Source organism: Agrobacterium sp. H141, assembly GCF_057158725.1.
Genome location: NZ_CM169893.1, coordinates 1,857,161 through 1,871,349, shown reverse-complemented (window position 1 = coordinate 1,871,349; position 14,189 = coordinate 1,857,161). Strand labels below are relative to the sequence as shown.

The 14,189-nt window shown below is 58.7% G+C and carries 13 protein-coding genes; 9 read left to right on the top strand and 4 right to left on the bottom strand.

Annotation, left to right across the window (positions count from 1 at the left end; all coding sequences use genetic code 11):
* Positions 1-24: 24 nt before the first annotated feature.
* Entirely contained in the window at positions 25-945 is a 921-nt protein-coding gene (locus ACWPM9_RS08560; protein WP_484757398.1) for an alpha/beta fold hydrolase, read from the bottom strand.
* A gap of 47 nt (positions 946-992) precedes the next feature.
* Between ACWPM9_RS08560 and ACWPM9_RS08555 the strand changes: the two genes are divergently transcribed.
* On the top strand, positions 993-1,463 hold the full coding sequence (locus tag ACWPM9_RS08555) for a MarR family winged helix-turn-helix transcriptional regulator (protein ID WP_484757397.1): 471 nt from the start codon (positions 993-995) through the stop codon (positions 1,461-1,463).
* Between the two features lie 4 nt (positions 1,464-1,467).
* Here ACWPM9_RS08555 and ACWPM9_RS08550 read toward each other — a convergent pair whose 3' ends face one another.
* Positions 1,468-1,830 (bottom strand): gamma-butyrobetaine hydroxylase family protein, encoded by a 363-nt coding sequence (locus tag ACWPM9_RS08550; protein ID WP_484757624.1) that lies wholly within the window; start codon positions 1,828-1,830, stop codon positions 1,468-1,470.
* 207 nt (positions 1,831-2,037) lie between these two features.
* Between ACWPM9_RS08550 and moaA the strand changes: the two genes are divergently transcribed.
* Complete coding sequence (gene moaA / locus ACWPM9_RS08545; protein ID WP_428187497.1) at positions 2,038-3,027, top strand: GTP 3',8-cyclase MoaA; 990 nt, start codon at positions 2,038-2,040, stop codon at positions 3,025-3,027.
* 23 nt (positions 3,028-3,050) lie between these two features.
* Here moaA and ACWPM9_RS08540 read toward each other — a convergent pair whose 3' ends face one another.
* Positions 3,051-5,582, bottom strand: coding sequence for a methyl-accepting chemotaxis protein (locus ACWPM9_RS08540; protein ID WP_484757396.1), 2,532 nt, complete (start codon positions 5,580-5,582; stop codon positions 3,051-3,053).
* A gap of 245 nt (positions 5,583-5,827) precedes the next feature.
* On the opposite strand from ACWPM9_RS08540, the gene ACWPM9_RS08535 reads away from it, so the two are divergent.
* Genes ACWPM9_RS08535 through mobB form a run of 4 tightly spaced genes read left to right on the top strand, consistent with a single transcriptional unit; the run spans position 5,828 to position 9,146 of the window.
* Positions 5,828-6,739, top strand: coding sequence for a DMT family transporter (locus ACWPM9_RS08535; protein ID WP_484757395.1), 912 nt, complete (start codon positions 5,828-5,830; stop codon positions 6,737-6,739).
* A 48-nt stretch (positions 6,740-6,787) separates the two neighbouring features.
* Positions 6,788-8,008 carry a multidrug effflux MFS transporter gene (locus ACWPM9_RS08530; RefSeq protein WP_484757394.1) on the top strand — a complete coding sequence of 407 codons (1,221 nt, stop codon included), beginning with the start codon at positions 6,788-6,790 and terminating at the stop codon, positions 8,006-8,008.
* Entirely contained in the window at positions 8,008-8,631 is a 624-nt protein-coding gene (mobA, locus tag ACWPM9_RS08525) for a molybdenum cofactor guanylyltransferase MobA (protein WP_484757393.1), read from the top strand. The genes ACWPM9_RS08530 and mobA overlap by 1 nt, the downstream gene beginning before the upstream one ends.
* On the top strand, positions 8,628-9,146 hold the full coding sequence (mobB, locus tag ACWPM9_RS08520; RefSeq protein ID WP_484757392.1) for a molybdopterin-guanine dinucleotide biosynthesis protein B: 519 nt from the start codon (positions 8,628-8,630) through the stop codon (positions 9,144-9,146). Before mobA ends, mobB begins: the two co-directional genes overlap by 4 nt.
* Positions 9,147-9,233: 87 nt before the next feature.
* Here mobB and ACWPM9_RS08515 read toward each other — a convergent pair whose 3' ends face one another.
* Entirely contained in the window at positions 9,234-11,267 is a 2,034-nt protein-coding gene (locus ACWPM9_RS08515; RefSeq protein WP_484757391.1) for an OmpA family protein, read from the bottom strand.
* Between the two features lie 302 nt (positions 11,268-11,569).
* Between ACWPM9_RS08515 and ACWPM9_RS08510 the strand changes: the two genes are divergently transcribed.
* The 3 genes from ACWPM9_RS08510 (at position 11,570) to ACWPM9_RS08500 (ending at position 14,100) form a co-directional block, all read left to right on the top strand.
* Positions 11,570-12,352, top strand: coding sequence for an ABC transporter substrate-binding protein (locus ACWPM9_RS08510; RefSeq protein WP_484757390.1), 783 nt, complete (start codon positions 11,570-11,572; stop codon positions 12,350-12,352).
* A 117-nt stretch (positions 12,353-12,469) separates the two neighbouring features.
* Positions 12,470-13,273 carry an ABC transporter permease gene (locus ACWPM9_RS08505; RefSeq protein WP_484757389.1) on the top strand — a complete coding sequence of 268 codons (804 nt, stop codon included), beginning with the start codon at positions 12,470-12,472 and terminating at the stop codon, positions 13,271-13,273.
* Positions 13,270-14,100, top strand: a complete 831-nt coding sequence (locus ACWPM9_RS08500; RefSeq protein WP_428187066.1) for an ABC transporter permease — start codon at positions 13,270-13,272, stop codon at positions 14,098-14,100. Before ACWPM9_RS08505 ends, ACWPM9_RS08500 begins: the two co-directional genes overlap by 4 nt.
* Positions 14,101-14,189 lie beyond the last annotated feature (89 nt).

Below are 14,189 nucleotides of genomic sequence, written 5' to 3'. Positions count from 1 at the left end.
CACTAGCCGACGCGCATTTCAGATTTATAACGCCCTTGCGCTGTGAGCAAGCATTCGGTCGGAGGACGACAGTTGGAGAAATTCGGCAATGGCAGCACTGACGTCAGGCGCCGAGACAATCCGGCGATGTCCCAGACCATCGGCCCAGAAAAAGGATATGTGGTTTCCGATTCCCTCATAGCTGCGGGCATGATGCTCACCGACTTCCTTGTCATCCGGCGCATGCACGATCAGCATCGGGCGGGTTTCGGTGCGTGCAATCTGAGCCATGTCGAATTCGGCAAGGGGGCGCCCGGCAACCTTTCCCACATGATCGAACAAGGCCTGTCTGGTTGCCGGTGAGAGCTTCAACAGGCCCGAGAAGTCCTGGAATATCTCGACGGCCTGAGATGGCGCGCCGATCAGGACGAGACGCTGTGCCGCCAAAGACGGCACCTCGGGAAACATCTGCCCGACGGCTGACATCAAGGCCAGCCCGCCGAATGAATGGGCAACCACAGCGTCGAACGGACCGATTGCCTTTTCCACCGCCGCCAGCGCTTCCGCCGCATTTCGGATGTTCAGCGTCTTGCCATAGGTGCGTCCGTGACCCGGCAGATCGACCAGCACCACCTCGGCTCCGGCCCTGTGCAGCCCCGTTGCCAGCACCGCCATATATTCGGCTCGAGACGCCAATCCATGGACAAGCATCACCCGTTTGCCGCCGACGGTCCCTGCGAGGCGATAGGTCGCGACATCGCCCGCGTCGACATGCACCATCTCCAGCCTGGCGTTCCTTAGCAATTCTCTGCCTTTGGCAAACATGGCAATCGGCTTTTCGCCCCGTGGCTTGCGCGACGGTGTCCGACAGAACAGATAAAATGCCGCCTGTCCCGCAAGACGCGGCGAGAGCGCACCCAATATCCTGAAAGCGAGACGGGTGACCTTCAGCGCGAACGATGCCATAGTCGGATTCCCATAATATGTTCAACATTGAACAATAAAGTACAAGCATGAACAAAAAGCAAGCTCTTCCCTGGGAACATCCGCGATTCAAGAGTTGGATCGCCGTCGGTCGCGCCTGCCAGCTGATGCAACAGACCCTCGCACGCCAGCTTGCACCGCTCGACATCAAGCCGCCGCAACTCGATATCCTGATCAATCTCTACCGTTTCGAAGGTATTTCTCAGCAAGAACTGGCCCGCAAGCTGCTGGTCGGGCGCTCGAATATGAGCATGCTGCTGCCCCAGATGGAAAAACGCGACCTGATCTCCCGCCTTGGCGACAGGCAAGACAAAAGGATCCTGCGCCTCTATCTGACAGACAAAGGCCGCAAACTCACAGAAGAGGCCATGGCCATCCAGACAGCGCTGATTGAAAAGACCATGTCGGCTGCTCCTATAGAGCAATGCCTGACAGTGGCCGATGTCATGGAGCAGCTGGCCGCCCGCTTGCAGGCCGACGAGGATCGGGCCTCAGATTGAGGCTTCACCTGGCGTCGCGGCTTAATTTCTTCTCTGCCAGTTTTTGTTCATACTCGGCGAACTTATCGTCGCCACTCTCGCCGAGTTCCCGCAGGTAGGACCAGGTAAAAATACCGCTGTCATGGCCGTCGTCGAAGCCGATGCGCACCGCATAATTGCCGGTGGGATGCATGGCCGAGATCTGGACATTGCGCTTGCCCGGAACTGTAACCTCCTGCCCCGGTCCATGGCCCTTCACTTCGGCAGACGGCGATAGAACGCGCAACATCTCTGCTGGCAGCGTGAAGCTTTGACCATCATCATAGGTAACAGACAATTGGCGGCGGTCTTTGGAGACCTTGAGGTCGGTTGGCCAGAATTCGGTCATGCTGCAAGCCCATAAAGCTGAAATGTGCCAGAGACGTAGGCGCGCTTGACCCATGGCGCAAGAGAATTTGAAGATAAACATTACGGCCGCTTCCTTGACGGAAGCAGGTGCGAAGTCCACCTTAATGAAAAGCCCGGAGGAAACCCATTGACCGACAGCATCGGAAAAGTATTTGACGCAGCAGCGCTTTCCGCCGCCGATGCGCCGATGGTCGACCCGTTTGGCCGCACCGTCAGCTATCTGCGCGTCTCGGTTACCGACCGCTGCGACTTCCGCTGCACCTATTGCATGTCGGAAAACATGACCTTTCTGCCGAAGAAAGACCTGCTGACTCTTGAGGAGCTGGATCGCCTCTGTTCCGCCTTCATCGCCAAGGGTGTGCGCAAACTGCGGCTGACCGGCGGTGAACCTCTGGTGCGCAAGAACATCATGTTCTTGATCCGCAATCTCGGACGCCATTTGCAAAGCGGCGCACTGGAAGAGCTGACACTGACCACCAACGGGTCCCAGCTGGCAAAACATGCCGAGGAGCTTTACGACTGTGGTGTCCGCCGCATCAACGTGTCGCTCGACACGATGGACCCCGACAAGTTCAAGACCATCACCCGCTGGGGTGATTTTTCGCGCGTCATGCAAGGCATCGAGGCGGCCCAGAAGGCTGGCCTGAAGATCAAGCTCAATGCCGTCGCACTGAAGGATTTCAACGAACACGAAATACCGGACCTGATGCGGTTTGCCCATGAACGCGACATGGACCTGACCCTGATCGAGACCATGCCGATGGGTGAAATCGAGGAAGATCGAACCGACCGCTATCTTCCGCTATCGGACGTGCGAAACCGCCTGGAAGAACAATTCACGCTCACCGACAATCCGTACAAGACCGGCGGACCTGCCCGTTATGTCGACGTGGCGGAGACCGGCGGACGGCTGGGTTTCATCACGCCAATGACCCATAATTTCTGCGAAAGCTGCAACCGTGTGCGCCTCACATGCACAGGCACGCTCTACATGTGTCTTGGTCAGAACGATGCAGCCGATCTTCGCACCGCGCTTCGGGCCTCGCCAAACGACGCCTATCTGTCCAGCGTCATTGACGAGGCAATCGGCAGAAAGCCGAAAGGTCACGATTTCATCATCGATCGTCAGCACAAACGCCCGGCAGTTGGCCGCCACATGAGTGTAACCGGCGGCTAGGCTCGAACCGCCATGCACCCAAATCAGGCGGACTTTCGATAGCCGGCTGCAGACACGGTCTCGCCTGTCCTGAACTGCCCGATCTTCGCACTCAAGGCCTCGACACGATCGCGCAAGCCTTGGATTTCCGCGTTATTTTCTTCAACCATGGCCGCATTGCGCTGGGTGATGAGTTCCACATCGCCAACCGCGCGGGTGACCTCGGCAATGCCGGTAGACTGTTCGCTGGTCGACGAGGAAATGCTCTCGATCAGTGACTGCACCTGGTCGACCTGCGCGATGATGCCTGACAGCGCCGTGCCTGTCTGCTCGACAAGCTCCACGCCGTCACGCACCTGCGCACCGCTTTCGGAAATCAAGCCCTTGATCTCCTTGGCAGCGCTGGCGCAACGCTGGGCAAGCTGCCGCACTTCCTGGGCAACCACGGCGAAACCGCGACCGGCATCGCCCGCACGCGCCGCTTCCACGCCGGCATTGAGGGCCAGCAGATTGGTCTGGAACGCGATTTCATCGATGACACCGATGATCGCCGTGATCTTCTCCGACGAGCGGTTGATCTCGCTCATGGCATCGATGGCGCGCGATACGATCTCACCCGAGCCTCGCGCCGTCGTTTGCGCGCCTTGAACCGCACCCGCCGTGGTCCGGGCATTCTGCGCGGTCGCATGGCACACTTCGCTCAGGCGCGACAGGGCTCGCGAACTTTCCTCGATGGCAGCAGCCTGCTGCTCGGTACGGCGTGCGAGATCGTCAGCCGAAACGGCAAGATTGCCTGTACCGGCATTGATGTCGGCAGCAGTCCCGCGCACATCGGCAAGCGTCACCCGCAGGGTCTCGACGGCCTGATTGTAAATCCGCGCCATGTCCTGGAAATCGGACGGCAGGTCGCCGCGCATGGTAGCCTCAAGATTTCCTGTAGCCAGAGCCCTCAACACATCGTCCAACGCGGCCAAGGCCTGCCTTTGCTCGTCCTCGATGCGCGCGCGCTCCGCGGCTCTGCGCTCTTCTTCCATGCCCGCCTGATCGCGACTGCGGCTTGCTTCTTCTTCAAGCCGGACATTCTCGACCGCGGCATCGCGAAAAACGGTAACAGAACGCACCATGTCGCCAATTTCATCGCCGCGCTCGCGTCCCTCGATCGGGACAGACAGGTCGCCATTGGCAAGCCGGCTCATCACCTCGGTGATCCGCTTCATCGGCGCACGCAGGGTTTCAATAAGCATCAGTCCACCGATGATGGCCATCAGTGTGCCGACCACCATCGCGACGACGGAAATGACTGCGGATCGATCGCTGTCGGCCTTGCCCACTTCCTGCGCCTGCCTGACAAAATCATGCAGCGAGGCTGCCGCATGTGTCAGCTCGGCAAAGGCCGCCTGACGTGTTTGGGTCCACTGCCCGTCCGCCGCAAGCAACGTAGCAGAATCATCCGTCATCTGCGCGAGCAGAGGACCGGCAACGCCCGGAAGATCGCGCATGGTGCTGTTCTTCTGCCCAAGCTCCGCAATCTTTTCGATATTGGCGGTAAGGGCCGAAATATCGGAGAGCACTGATTCGCGGGAGGCATCATCCAGCAGATTCTGCATGCGGGCGGCATGAAGACCCATCGTGTTCATGATCTGCAGCGCGGCATCCACCTGACCGACCAGCTGTCGCTGCGGCAGCACATCGGCGTCGAGCTTGACGAAACGCTCGGCTGCCGTGTTGGAATTCTTGATTGCTTTGTTCGCCAGAGTTTCTGCAACCTTCGGCAGAGACGCCTTCAAAGCCTCGAAACGTGTCTCACGGGCAAGCGGCGAAACGGTTTCCGCGCCGAGTTCTGCAAGCTCGGTCGCCGCCTTCTTCACCGGTTCGATCTGCTTTGCACCCTTTTCACTGACCATCCCTTCGGCAGAATCCAGTTCTTTCGACAAAGGCCCGCCATAATTCTTGATCGTCTTCAGTCGGTCCGAATCGGTCAGTGCTCCATCCATGGCTTTCAGCAATTTCTCCAGACGCTCCGACAGCCCCTTGAAGGCTGCCGCGTCGTAAAGAAGACCCTTGGCGAATGCCTCCTTGTCGCTGAAATCCTTCTGGATGATATCGATCTGCTTTTGTGCGCCCTGCCCGGCAATGACCAGCGCTGCCATATCGGCAGAGATCGCCGCATTCAACGCGGTGCGGTTTGCATCGATGGCAATGAAATCGGCTTCAGCCGCACGCATGACAGGCTCAAGCCCAAGGACGAGCGTCAGTTTGGCGCGGTCGCCGTCATTGACCAACAACTGTTCAAGTGTCTTCGCACCATCTGCCTGCCTGGCAATGGCTGCCTCAAGATTGGCAGCCATATCCTCGGTCGGTTCAGCGGTATAATCCTGTAACGCCGACTGAAGATTGTCGAAGTCTGCGATATTGCCGATCGTGGCCCGTGTCATCGTCATATGCCCGTTGAGCATATGCGATGTGTAGTAACCGAGAAGCCCGACGCCCGCCATCAGAACCACCAGCGGAACGATGAACAAAAGCACCTTGGTGACGATGCGGCGGCTCTGCAGAAGACGGTCGATGAAAGACATATATCCCTCAGAAAGGCAGTCGATTGGGAATGAACGATCAACCGCCCGAATCGATGATTGGATGTTTACGGATCAACATCACCACCTTCCCCAATGAAACTTGCGCTTTCATTAATGACGGACACTCAATTATTGCGGCGCATATACTTTTGTCGCTCCAAACCAACAGTTTACGCCGTAAACGTCGTTTCCGTTCTCCCTGCGCTGCTGTAGAACAACCTGACAGCGCGAGGGGAAAACCAGACATGCCATTCACGAAAAACACCCAGGGCGCCATCCTGATGACATTCGCCATGGCCGGCTTTACCTGCAATGACGCGCTGACCAAATCCCTGACCGACGCCATTCCGGTAAGCCAGATCATTATGGTGCGCGGCGTGATCATGACACTGCTGGTCTATATCGTGGCCCTCAAGATCGGCGCGCGCCCGCATTTCAACGTGCTCAGACAGCCGATGGTGGTCGCCCGCGTCTTGCTCGAATGTCTGGCCGCCCTGTGCTTTTTGACTGCGCTTAGCCACCTGCCTCTGGGCAACATCTCATCGATTATGCAATCCCTTCCGCTGGCCGTAACGCTGGGCGCGGCACTGTTCCTGCGCGAGCCGGTCGGCTGGCGCCGCTGGAGTGCGATCACGGTCGGCTTTATCGGCGTCCTGATCATTCTTCGCCCCGGGCCTGAAGGATTTTCCAGCGCCGCTCTGTTTGCGGTCGCCGCCGTTTTTCTGGCCGCAGCACGCGACCTCGTGACCAAGAAGATCGGCGCGAACACCGCATCCATCAACGTGACCCTCTTTACCGCTGCCGGAAATGCACTAATGGGCGGATTGCTGATTGCCCCCTATGGCGGTTGGCAACCCATGCCTGGCTATTCCTTTGGCATTCTCGCCGCCGCTGCCATGCTGCTCTTCGTCGGCCACCAGTCCATCGTGCTTGCCATGCGGACTGCTGAAGTATCCTTCGTGGCGCCGTTTCGTTATCTGAGCCTGCTTTGGGCCATCGGCCTTGGCATGCTGATGTTCAACGAAAAGCTGGATCCGTGGATGGTCACGGGTGCCACCATCGTCATCGGCTCCGGGCTCTACACTTTCTATCGAGAGAACAAGCGCAAATCCGCCTTGCTGATTGGCCAGGAATCGCAACCCGGTTCGCCCCTGTGAGCGGAACGACACCCACGGGGAAAAGGCGCATATGACGGGAGAATCGCTTTGACGAAAGGGACATTGTTCGACCGTCACTCACCGCCGCACATTGTGACGCTGGTGCTGATTGCAGGCCTGTCGGCACTGACGATGAACATCTTCCTTCCGTCACTGCCGTTGATGGCGGAGTTTTACGCTGTCGAATATGGTGTCATGCAGTTTGCCGTCTCCGGCTACATTACCGGCATCGCCGTCCTGCAAATCGTCATCGGACCACTGTCCGACCGCTTCGGACGCCGTCCAACCATGATTGCCAGCCTCGTTATCTTTCTGCTGGCGACCCTGCTGTGCATCTTTGCAACTTCCGTCACGGGTTTCATGATCGGACGATTGCTGCAAACGACGGTCGCTGCCGGCATGGTCCTGTCGCGGGCCATCGTGCGCGACATGGTCCCCATGGAGCAGGCCGCCTCCATGATCGGCTATGTCACCATGGGCATGACCATCGTGCCTATGCTGGGACCGACCGCCGGCGGTTTCCTCAACGACGCCTTCGGCTGGCAGGCCAACTTCATCGCATTATTCCTCTTGGGCGCATTGGTGCTGGCCGTGGTCGTCACCGATCTTGGCGAAACCAACCGCCAGCAATCGGCCAGTATCCTCGGGCAATTCCGTGATTGGCCGCAGCTGCTCCTGTCCCGACGCTTCTGGGGCTATACGATGACAGCAACGATGACGACCGGCGCGTTCTTCGCCTTTCTGGGTGGCGCGCCGTTCGTCGGTAGCAATATCCTCGATCTGTCGCCACGTGCGCTCGGCATCCAGTTTGCCTTTGTGGCTGCCGGCTATCTCGTCGGCAATTTCTTCTCCGGTCGCTATGCACGTCGGGTCGGCATTTCGAGAATGATGCTGGCCGGAGGCGGTTTTGCCTTGCTCGGGTCGCTCGTTCCCATGGTCTTGCTGCTGACCGGCCACTTCTCGGCCATCACCTTCTTTGGCCCCCTGTTCATCGTCGGCTTCGGCAACGGACTGACCTTGCCAAGCGCCAATGCCGGCATTGTCAGCGTGAGACCCCATCTGGCGGGCTCGGCCTCTGGCCTTGGCGGCGCCATTACCATGGGTGGTGGAGCAGCCTTGTCGGCCCTCGCCTCCTCCATTTTGAGCGTCGAGACCGGCGCCCTGCCCCTGCTGGTCGTCATGTGCGGCACCTGCGTTCTGGCGGTGGTTGCCGTTCTCTACATCTGCTACCTTGACCGAAATGACGCCCGAGCCATGGAGGGGAACTGATGCGCGAGCGTCCTGCAGGCCTGATCCTCGCAGGCGGTCTGTCGCGGCGCATGGGCGAGAACAAGGCGCTGGCCATCCTCGCCGGGCAACCGATGATCGCCCATGTCGCCGACCGCCTCGCACCACAGGTGAAGACACTCGCGATCAACGCACCGGCAGAACCGCCCTTGCCGCTTGGCCTGCCCGTGATCCAAGATACGATTAAAGGCTATGCCGGCCCCCTTGCCGGCATCCTGGCGGGATTGAGGCACTTCGCGCATACGGCGCCTGAAACGGCCTATATGCTGAGCGTCGCGGTCGATACTCCGTTCCTGCCGGCAGACCTCGCGAAGCGCCTGCTTGACGCCTGCTCGACAGCGGACGAGATTGTGATTGCCCGCTCCAATGACCGGCTGCATCCCGTCATTGCGCTTTGGCCGTTAAGCCTTGCCGATGAGCTGGAGGCCTGGCTTGTCGATCCGCAACATCGAAAGCTTCAGGATTTTATCGCCCGACACACATTCACAGTCGTCGATTTCAGTTCCGACGGCACAACGACTGGTGCGATCGATCCCTTCTTCAACGTCAACAGCCCCGACGATCTGCTGCGGGCGCAGACAATGCTGGATACAAGTACCCCATGAACCAACCACGCGTATTCGGTATTTCCGGCTGGAAGAACTCGGGCAAGACAGGGCTTGCCGTCAGGCTGGTCGAAGAATTCACAAGGCGCGGCTATCGCATCTCCACCATCAAGCATGCGCACCATGACTTTGACGTCGACAAGGTGGGGGCCGACAGCTTCCGCCACCGCGAAGCGGGTGCCCATGAGGTGACGATTGTCTCAGGCACACGGTATGCCATCATGCATGAATTGCGCGGCGCAGCCGAACCCAGCTTTGAAGAAATTCTTGCCCGTCTGGCCCCTTGCGATCTGGTGTTGATCGAAGGTTACAAGCGTGAAGCAATCCCCAAGATCGAAGCAAGACGACTGGAGGCAAAGAACCGCGAACCGCTGGCCCCGGCCGATCCGCATATCGTGGCCATCGCCGCCGATCACGAAGTCAGGGATGCGAATGGGCTCCAGACCTTTGACCTCAACGACACAACGGCCATCGCGGACTTCATAGCCATGACGACCGGACTGCCGTCTCTATAGACCGCATCTGAGGCAATGAGATTTCTTGACGCCCATAAAAAAGGCCGCCGTGGAAACGGCGGCCTGATTTCACGTCGGAGAACCGGCTTACTGATTGGACGCGACCGGGCGAACCAGCGCTGTGACACGACGAATGGTAACGCGGCGGTTCTGCTGCTCGGCACCTAGCGTGCGCACCTTCAGGTAACGCTCGCCATAACCCTGTGTCGCCAGATTTTCAGGCGGGACGCCATAGACATCCGTCAACAGGTTGGCGACCGATTCTGCACGCTCGTCCGACAGGATAAGGTTGCTGTCATCGGAACCGACGGCATCGGTATGGCCCTCGATCAGGAAAGTCTCGGCCGGGTTCTGGTCGAGGATCTTCGTCATCGCATCGGCAACCTTGCGCAGCGTGCGGGCCTGGCTCATCGGAATTTCCGCACTGCCGGTGGCAAAGGTGATGGTATCGAGATCGATACGACGGACCTTGTCACGGATACGGGCCGAATATTTAACCTCATCCAGCGAATAGACGCGCTCGACGGGCTCCACGGGCGGTTGTTCCAGGAAGTTGTAGTAGTTGCGGTCCGGATCACTGGACGTGTCGATGATATAGTCACGCACAGGAATGTTCAGACGCATGGGCGGCAGATCACGGCCCGGATCGCGGAACTGGCGATCATCACGACGGCCATCCATCATGTCAGGCGCATAAAACAGCACATATTCGCGGCCACGGCTGTCGATGCGCGAACGCTGGATCATTTCGCCGTAACGGTTTCGAATGGTCACCACCTGGCTGCCGTCCTCGCGAACGATGGTCTCGCGAACGCGACCGCGTGGCAGTTCCTCGTAATAGCGCTCATTGCCGTCACGCGTGAACCGGTCGCTGTCATCGCTTCGGACGATAACATTGTTTCCAAATTGCAGGATAATGCGGTTATCGCGGCCTTCCCGCTCGCGCACACCATCGTGGCGATCCCAGCGGGGACGTCGATCGATGCGGCGCCCTTCTTCGGCATTCGCCGCTCTCATTTTGCGCGGCTCGCCATCGCTCTTGGCAAAACCGGACTGCGAAGCCGCATCACTGTCTGGGGCAACGGTCGGCTCGGCTTCGGCACGCGCCCTGCGGCGGCTATCCTGGGTCTTCGGCGCATCCAGATCAGCTTCTTTTTCACTGTCGAGAACAGCTGCACCCTTGTCCACCGGCAGAATCACGGTCTCATCGGTCTTCGACGGATCCTCTGCAATGGCCTTGGCATTATCGAGCTGCTCCTTGGACATCGGCTCTGCTTCCACCTGCTCGGGTGGAGGTGCCTGTTCGCCCTCGACGGCTGGCGCTGCGTCCGTCGCAGCGGGTTCCTCTGCTGAGGTCGGCGCTGGGCCTTCGTCCGGCAAAGGCCGCTCATCGGGGCTTTCCTGTGGCACAGGGGCTTCCGCATCCTTTGGCGGGTCCACTGCATCAGCCGGCTGCGCTCCGGGTGCCGGATCGGTCTGTTCTTCTGGAACAGGCGCCGTCTCCGGTGCTGCTTCACCGGGCTGTTCAGCAGTCGCCGGCTGTTCCGCCGGAGCGTCAGCAACCGGGGCTTCCTCGGCAGGCTCTTGCTCGGCTTCCGGTTCAGGTGCGGGTTCAGCGGGCGCCTCGGCAGCTGGCGCTTCCTGTGCCGCTGGAGCCTGCGGTTCTTCAACCGCCGGCGCTTCTGGCGCGGGCTTGGGTTCTTCGACCGGCGCGGGCTTGGGTTCAGGTTCCGGCGCAGGCTCTGGCGCAGGCGGCGCCGGGGCCGGCTCAGGTTCCGGCTGTGGTTCGGGTTCAGGTGGCGGTTCCGCAGCCTGCGGCTCTTCTGCCGGGGCCTGCTGGGCTTCCGCCTCCGCAGCGCTCAGCTGGGCCTGGGCAGCATCGACCTGCGCCTGTGCGGCGGCAACATCGCCACCATTGGCCTGCGCATCGGCAAGCGCCTGCTCGGCTGCAGCCAACTGCTGACGCAAAGCATCCACATCCATGGCAACGCGCGAGATCATGCCCGCACCGATCTGCGGCTTGTCTGTCAACATCGGAAACGCGTGTATGGGGGCTGCCTGCAGCGAAAGCGCGGCGACGCCCAAAAGAAGGCTTCGGGTCAGTTTATTGTTGATTGTCATGGTGTCTCCTCGGGTGGCGAATGCCAGAATTCAAACGGTAACGGCGATATCCGAAATCGCTGTTTGTCGGCATCGCGGCAGCTTTAACGAAAGCCTGACCACAATGCCGATCCCGACATGAATGTTCCCTGAATGACGATTGTGCGTGAACTAAAGCGCTTGCGGTGAATACATTTCCCAGTTGCATTTTGCTGAAAAACGTTAAAACTGCGCTCGCAAGGCGGCCTTCGCAGCGCCGCCGCGTCACATCTTTCCGCAATAACAGCAACCAAACGGAAAGATAGTCAACAGAGAGGATCAATATGCGTATTTCCACCCGTTTCTTCGCCGCCGCGTCCATCGCAGCCCTGTCGCTCCTCGCAGGCAACGCCATGGCCGAAGGTGAAAAGCTGATTATCGGCACGGAAGGTGCATACCCGCCCTTCAACAATCTCGAAGCGGATGGCACCCTCGTCGGTTTCGATATCGATATTGCCAAGGCACTTTGCGATGAAATGAAGGTTACCTGCGAATTCGTCACGCAGGATTGGGACGGCATCATCCCGGCACTCCAGGCCAAGAAGTTCGACGCCATCATCGCCTCGATGTCGATTACGCCAGAGCGCGCCGAAAAGGTCGACTTCACCAACAAGTATTACAACACACCACCGGCCATCGCCGTCCCCAAGGATAGCGATTTGACCGAAGCCACGACGGAAAGCCTTGCTGGCAAGGTTATCGGCGCACAGGGCTCGACGACGCACTCCAACTATGTCGAAAAGCATATGGCCGAGTCCGAGCTGAAGCTCTACCCGACGGCCGACGAATACAAGCTCGACATCTCCAACGGTCGTATTGACGCTGTGGTCGATGACGTGGTCGTTCTGTCGGAATGGGTCAAGTCGGAAGATGGCAGCTGCTGCAAGATCCTGACTACCCTGCCGATCGATGAAGTGATCAACGGCGAAGGTGCCGGTATCGCGGTCCGCAAGGGCGAAACCGAACTCGCAGCCAAGTTCAATACAGCCATCGACGCCATCCGCGCCAACGGCAAATACAAGGAAATCAACGACAAGTATTTCGACTTCGACGTTTACGGCGAATGATCGAACGCTTCTGTTGAAACACCTCGGCGGAAGGCTTGCCCTTCCGCCGTTTTTGTTTGAAATAGAGATCAACAACACAAAGAAGAAGCGGCCACGCCGCAAGGGGAAAGGGTTTTGATGAGCGCCTTGTTTTCCGCGCTCGGTGAGGTGCTGGCTTGGATCGGCCACATCATCGATCCGCTCTGTGGTCCAGTTGGCGTCTTTTCCCTTCTCGACCCATCCTCCCTTCTCGCCTGCAGCGATACCGGCTGGGGCGATGAGATTGCCTACGGAGTCAAGATCACCGTGAGCCTGGCGGTTGCCACGCTCCCTGTGGGACTTGCCCTCGGTTTTCTGGTCGCACTGGCCACACAGTCCAGAGAAAAGGAGCTGAAATTAGCGGCCGGCATCTATACGACCATTTTCAGAGGCCTGCCCGAGCTTCTCACGCTCTTCATCATCTATTACGGGCTGCAAATTTTCATCCAATCGGCCTTGGAAGCAATTGGAATTGAAGCGCGAATTGAAATCAATTCCTTTGTCGCCGGCATGATCGCCCTGTCGATCGTGTTCTCGTCCTATTGTTCGGAGGTTTTGCAGTCGGCGTTCAAAGCAATCCCGAACGGACAATATGAGGCCGGGTCCGCCCTCGGACTTTCCTACCTCAAGACCCAGATCTTCATCGTCTTTCCGCAATTGATCCGGATCGCTTACCCAGGTCTGATCAATCTTTGGATGAACCTTTTGAAGGATACCGCACTGGTCTCTGCAATTGGCTTGTCCGATATCATCCGCCAGACTGGTGTTGCCGGACGCATCAATAAAGACCCCTTCACATTCTATCTGCTTGCCTGCGGTCTGTTTCTGGCGATAGCCGTCGTTTCTTCAATTGCAACATCCGGGCTTGAACGGTGGATGAAGCGCTCGGAGGCAAAGCGATGAGTATTGCGACAGAACTCATTGACGCGCGTCCTGCTCCCCCGGCACTGCCCGGAAAGATGACTGCCGGGCGCATCATCGGACTGGTCTTGCTCGCCCTGTGGTGCGCGCTCTTCGCGGGATTGATCGCGATGATGGTCCTGAACTGGGATACCGACAAATTCGTCAAATACGGCCCCCGATATATCTCGGGTCTTGGAGTGACAATCTCGCTTGTGGCCGTGTCCATCACATTGGGTGCGATGCTATCGGTCCCCGTTGCATTTGGACGGATGTCCAGGAACAAGTTCCTCAACGCCGTGTCCTACGGATATGTCTATGTCTTCCGGGGCACCCCCCTGCTCGCCCAGCTGTTCCTGATCTACTACGGCCTGGGAAGTTTTCGATCTTTTTTCGACCCGATCGGGCTCTGGTGGTTCTTCAGAGACGCCTGGTACTGTGCCTTGTTGGCCATGACCCTTAACACCGCAGCCTATCAGGCTGAGATTTTACGCGGCGCAATTCAGAGCGTGCCGAAAGGTCAGCTGGAGGGGGCAGACAGCCTGGGTCTCAGGCGCAATGTCACCTTCTGGAGGATCGTCATGCCCCAGGCTCTGATCGTCGCACTCAGGCCCTATGGCAATGAGATCATCCTGCTCATCAAGGGATCCGCTGTCGTCGCCATCGTGACTGTCTTCGACCTCATGGGCCAGACGCGTTACGCCTTTTCGCGCACCTTCGATTATCAGGCCTATCTGTGGGCCGCGATCTTCTATCTCGCCATTGTGGAAACCCTGCGCCACACCTGGGCTGCACTCGAGGCAAGGCTCACGCGGCATCTTAAGCGCTAGGAACAGCGCTTCAACACTGGCAGCACTCACCAGACAACGCTGCCAAAACATTGATTCAAATGACAAAATATTGTCATCGCCGTCTCATG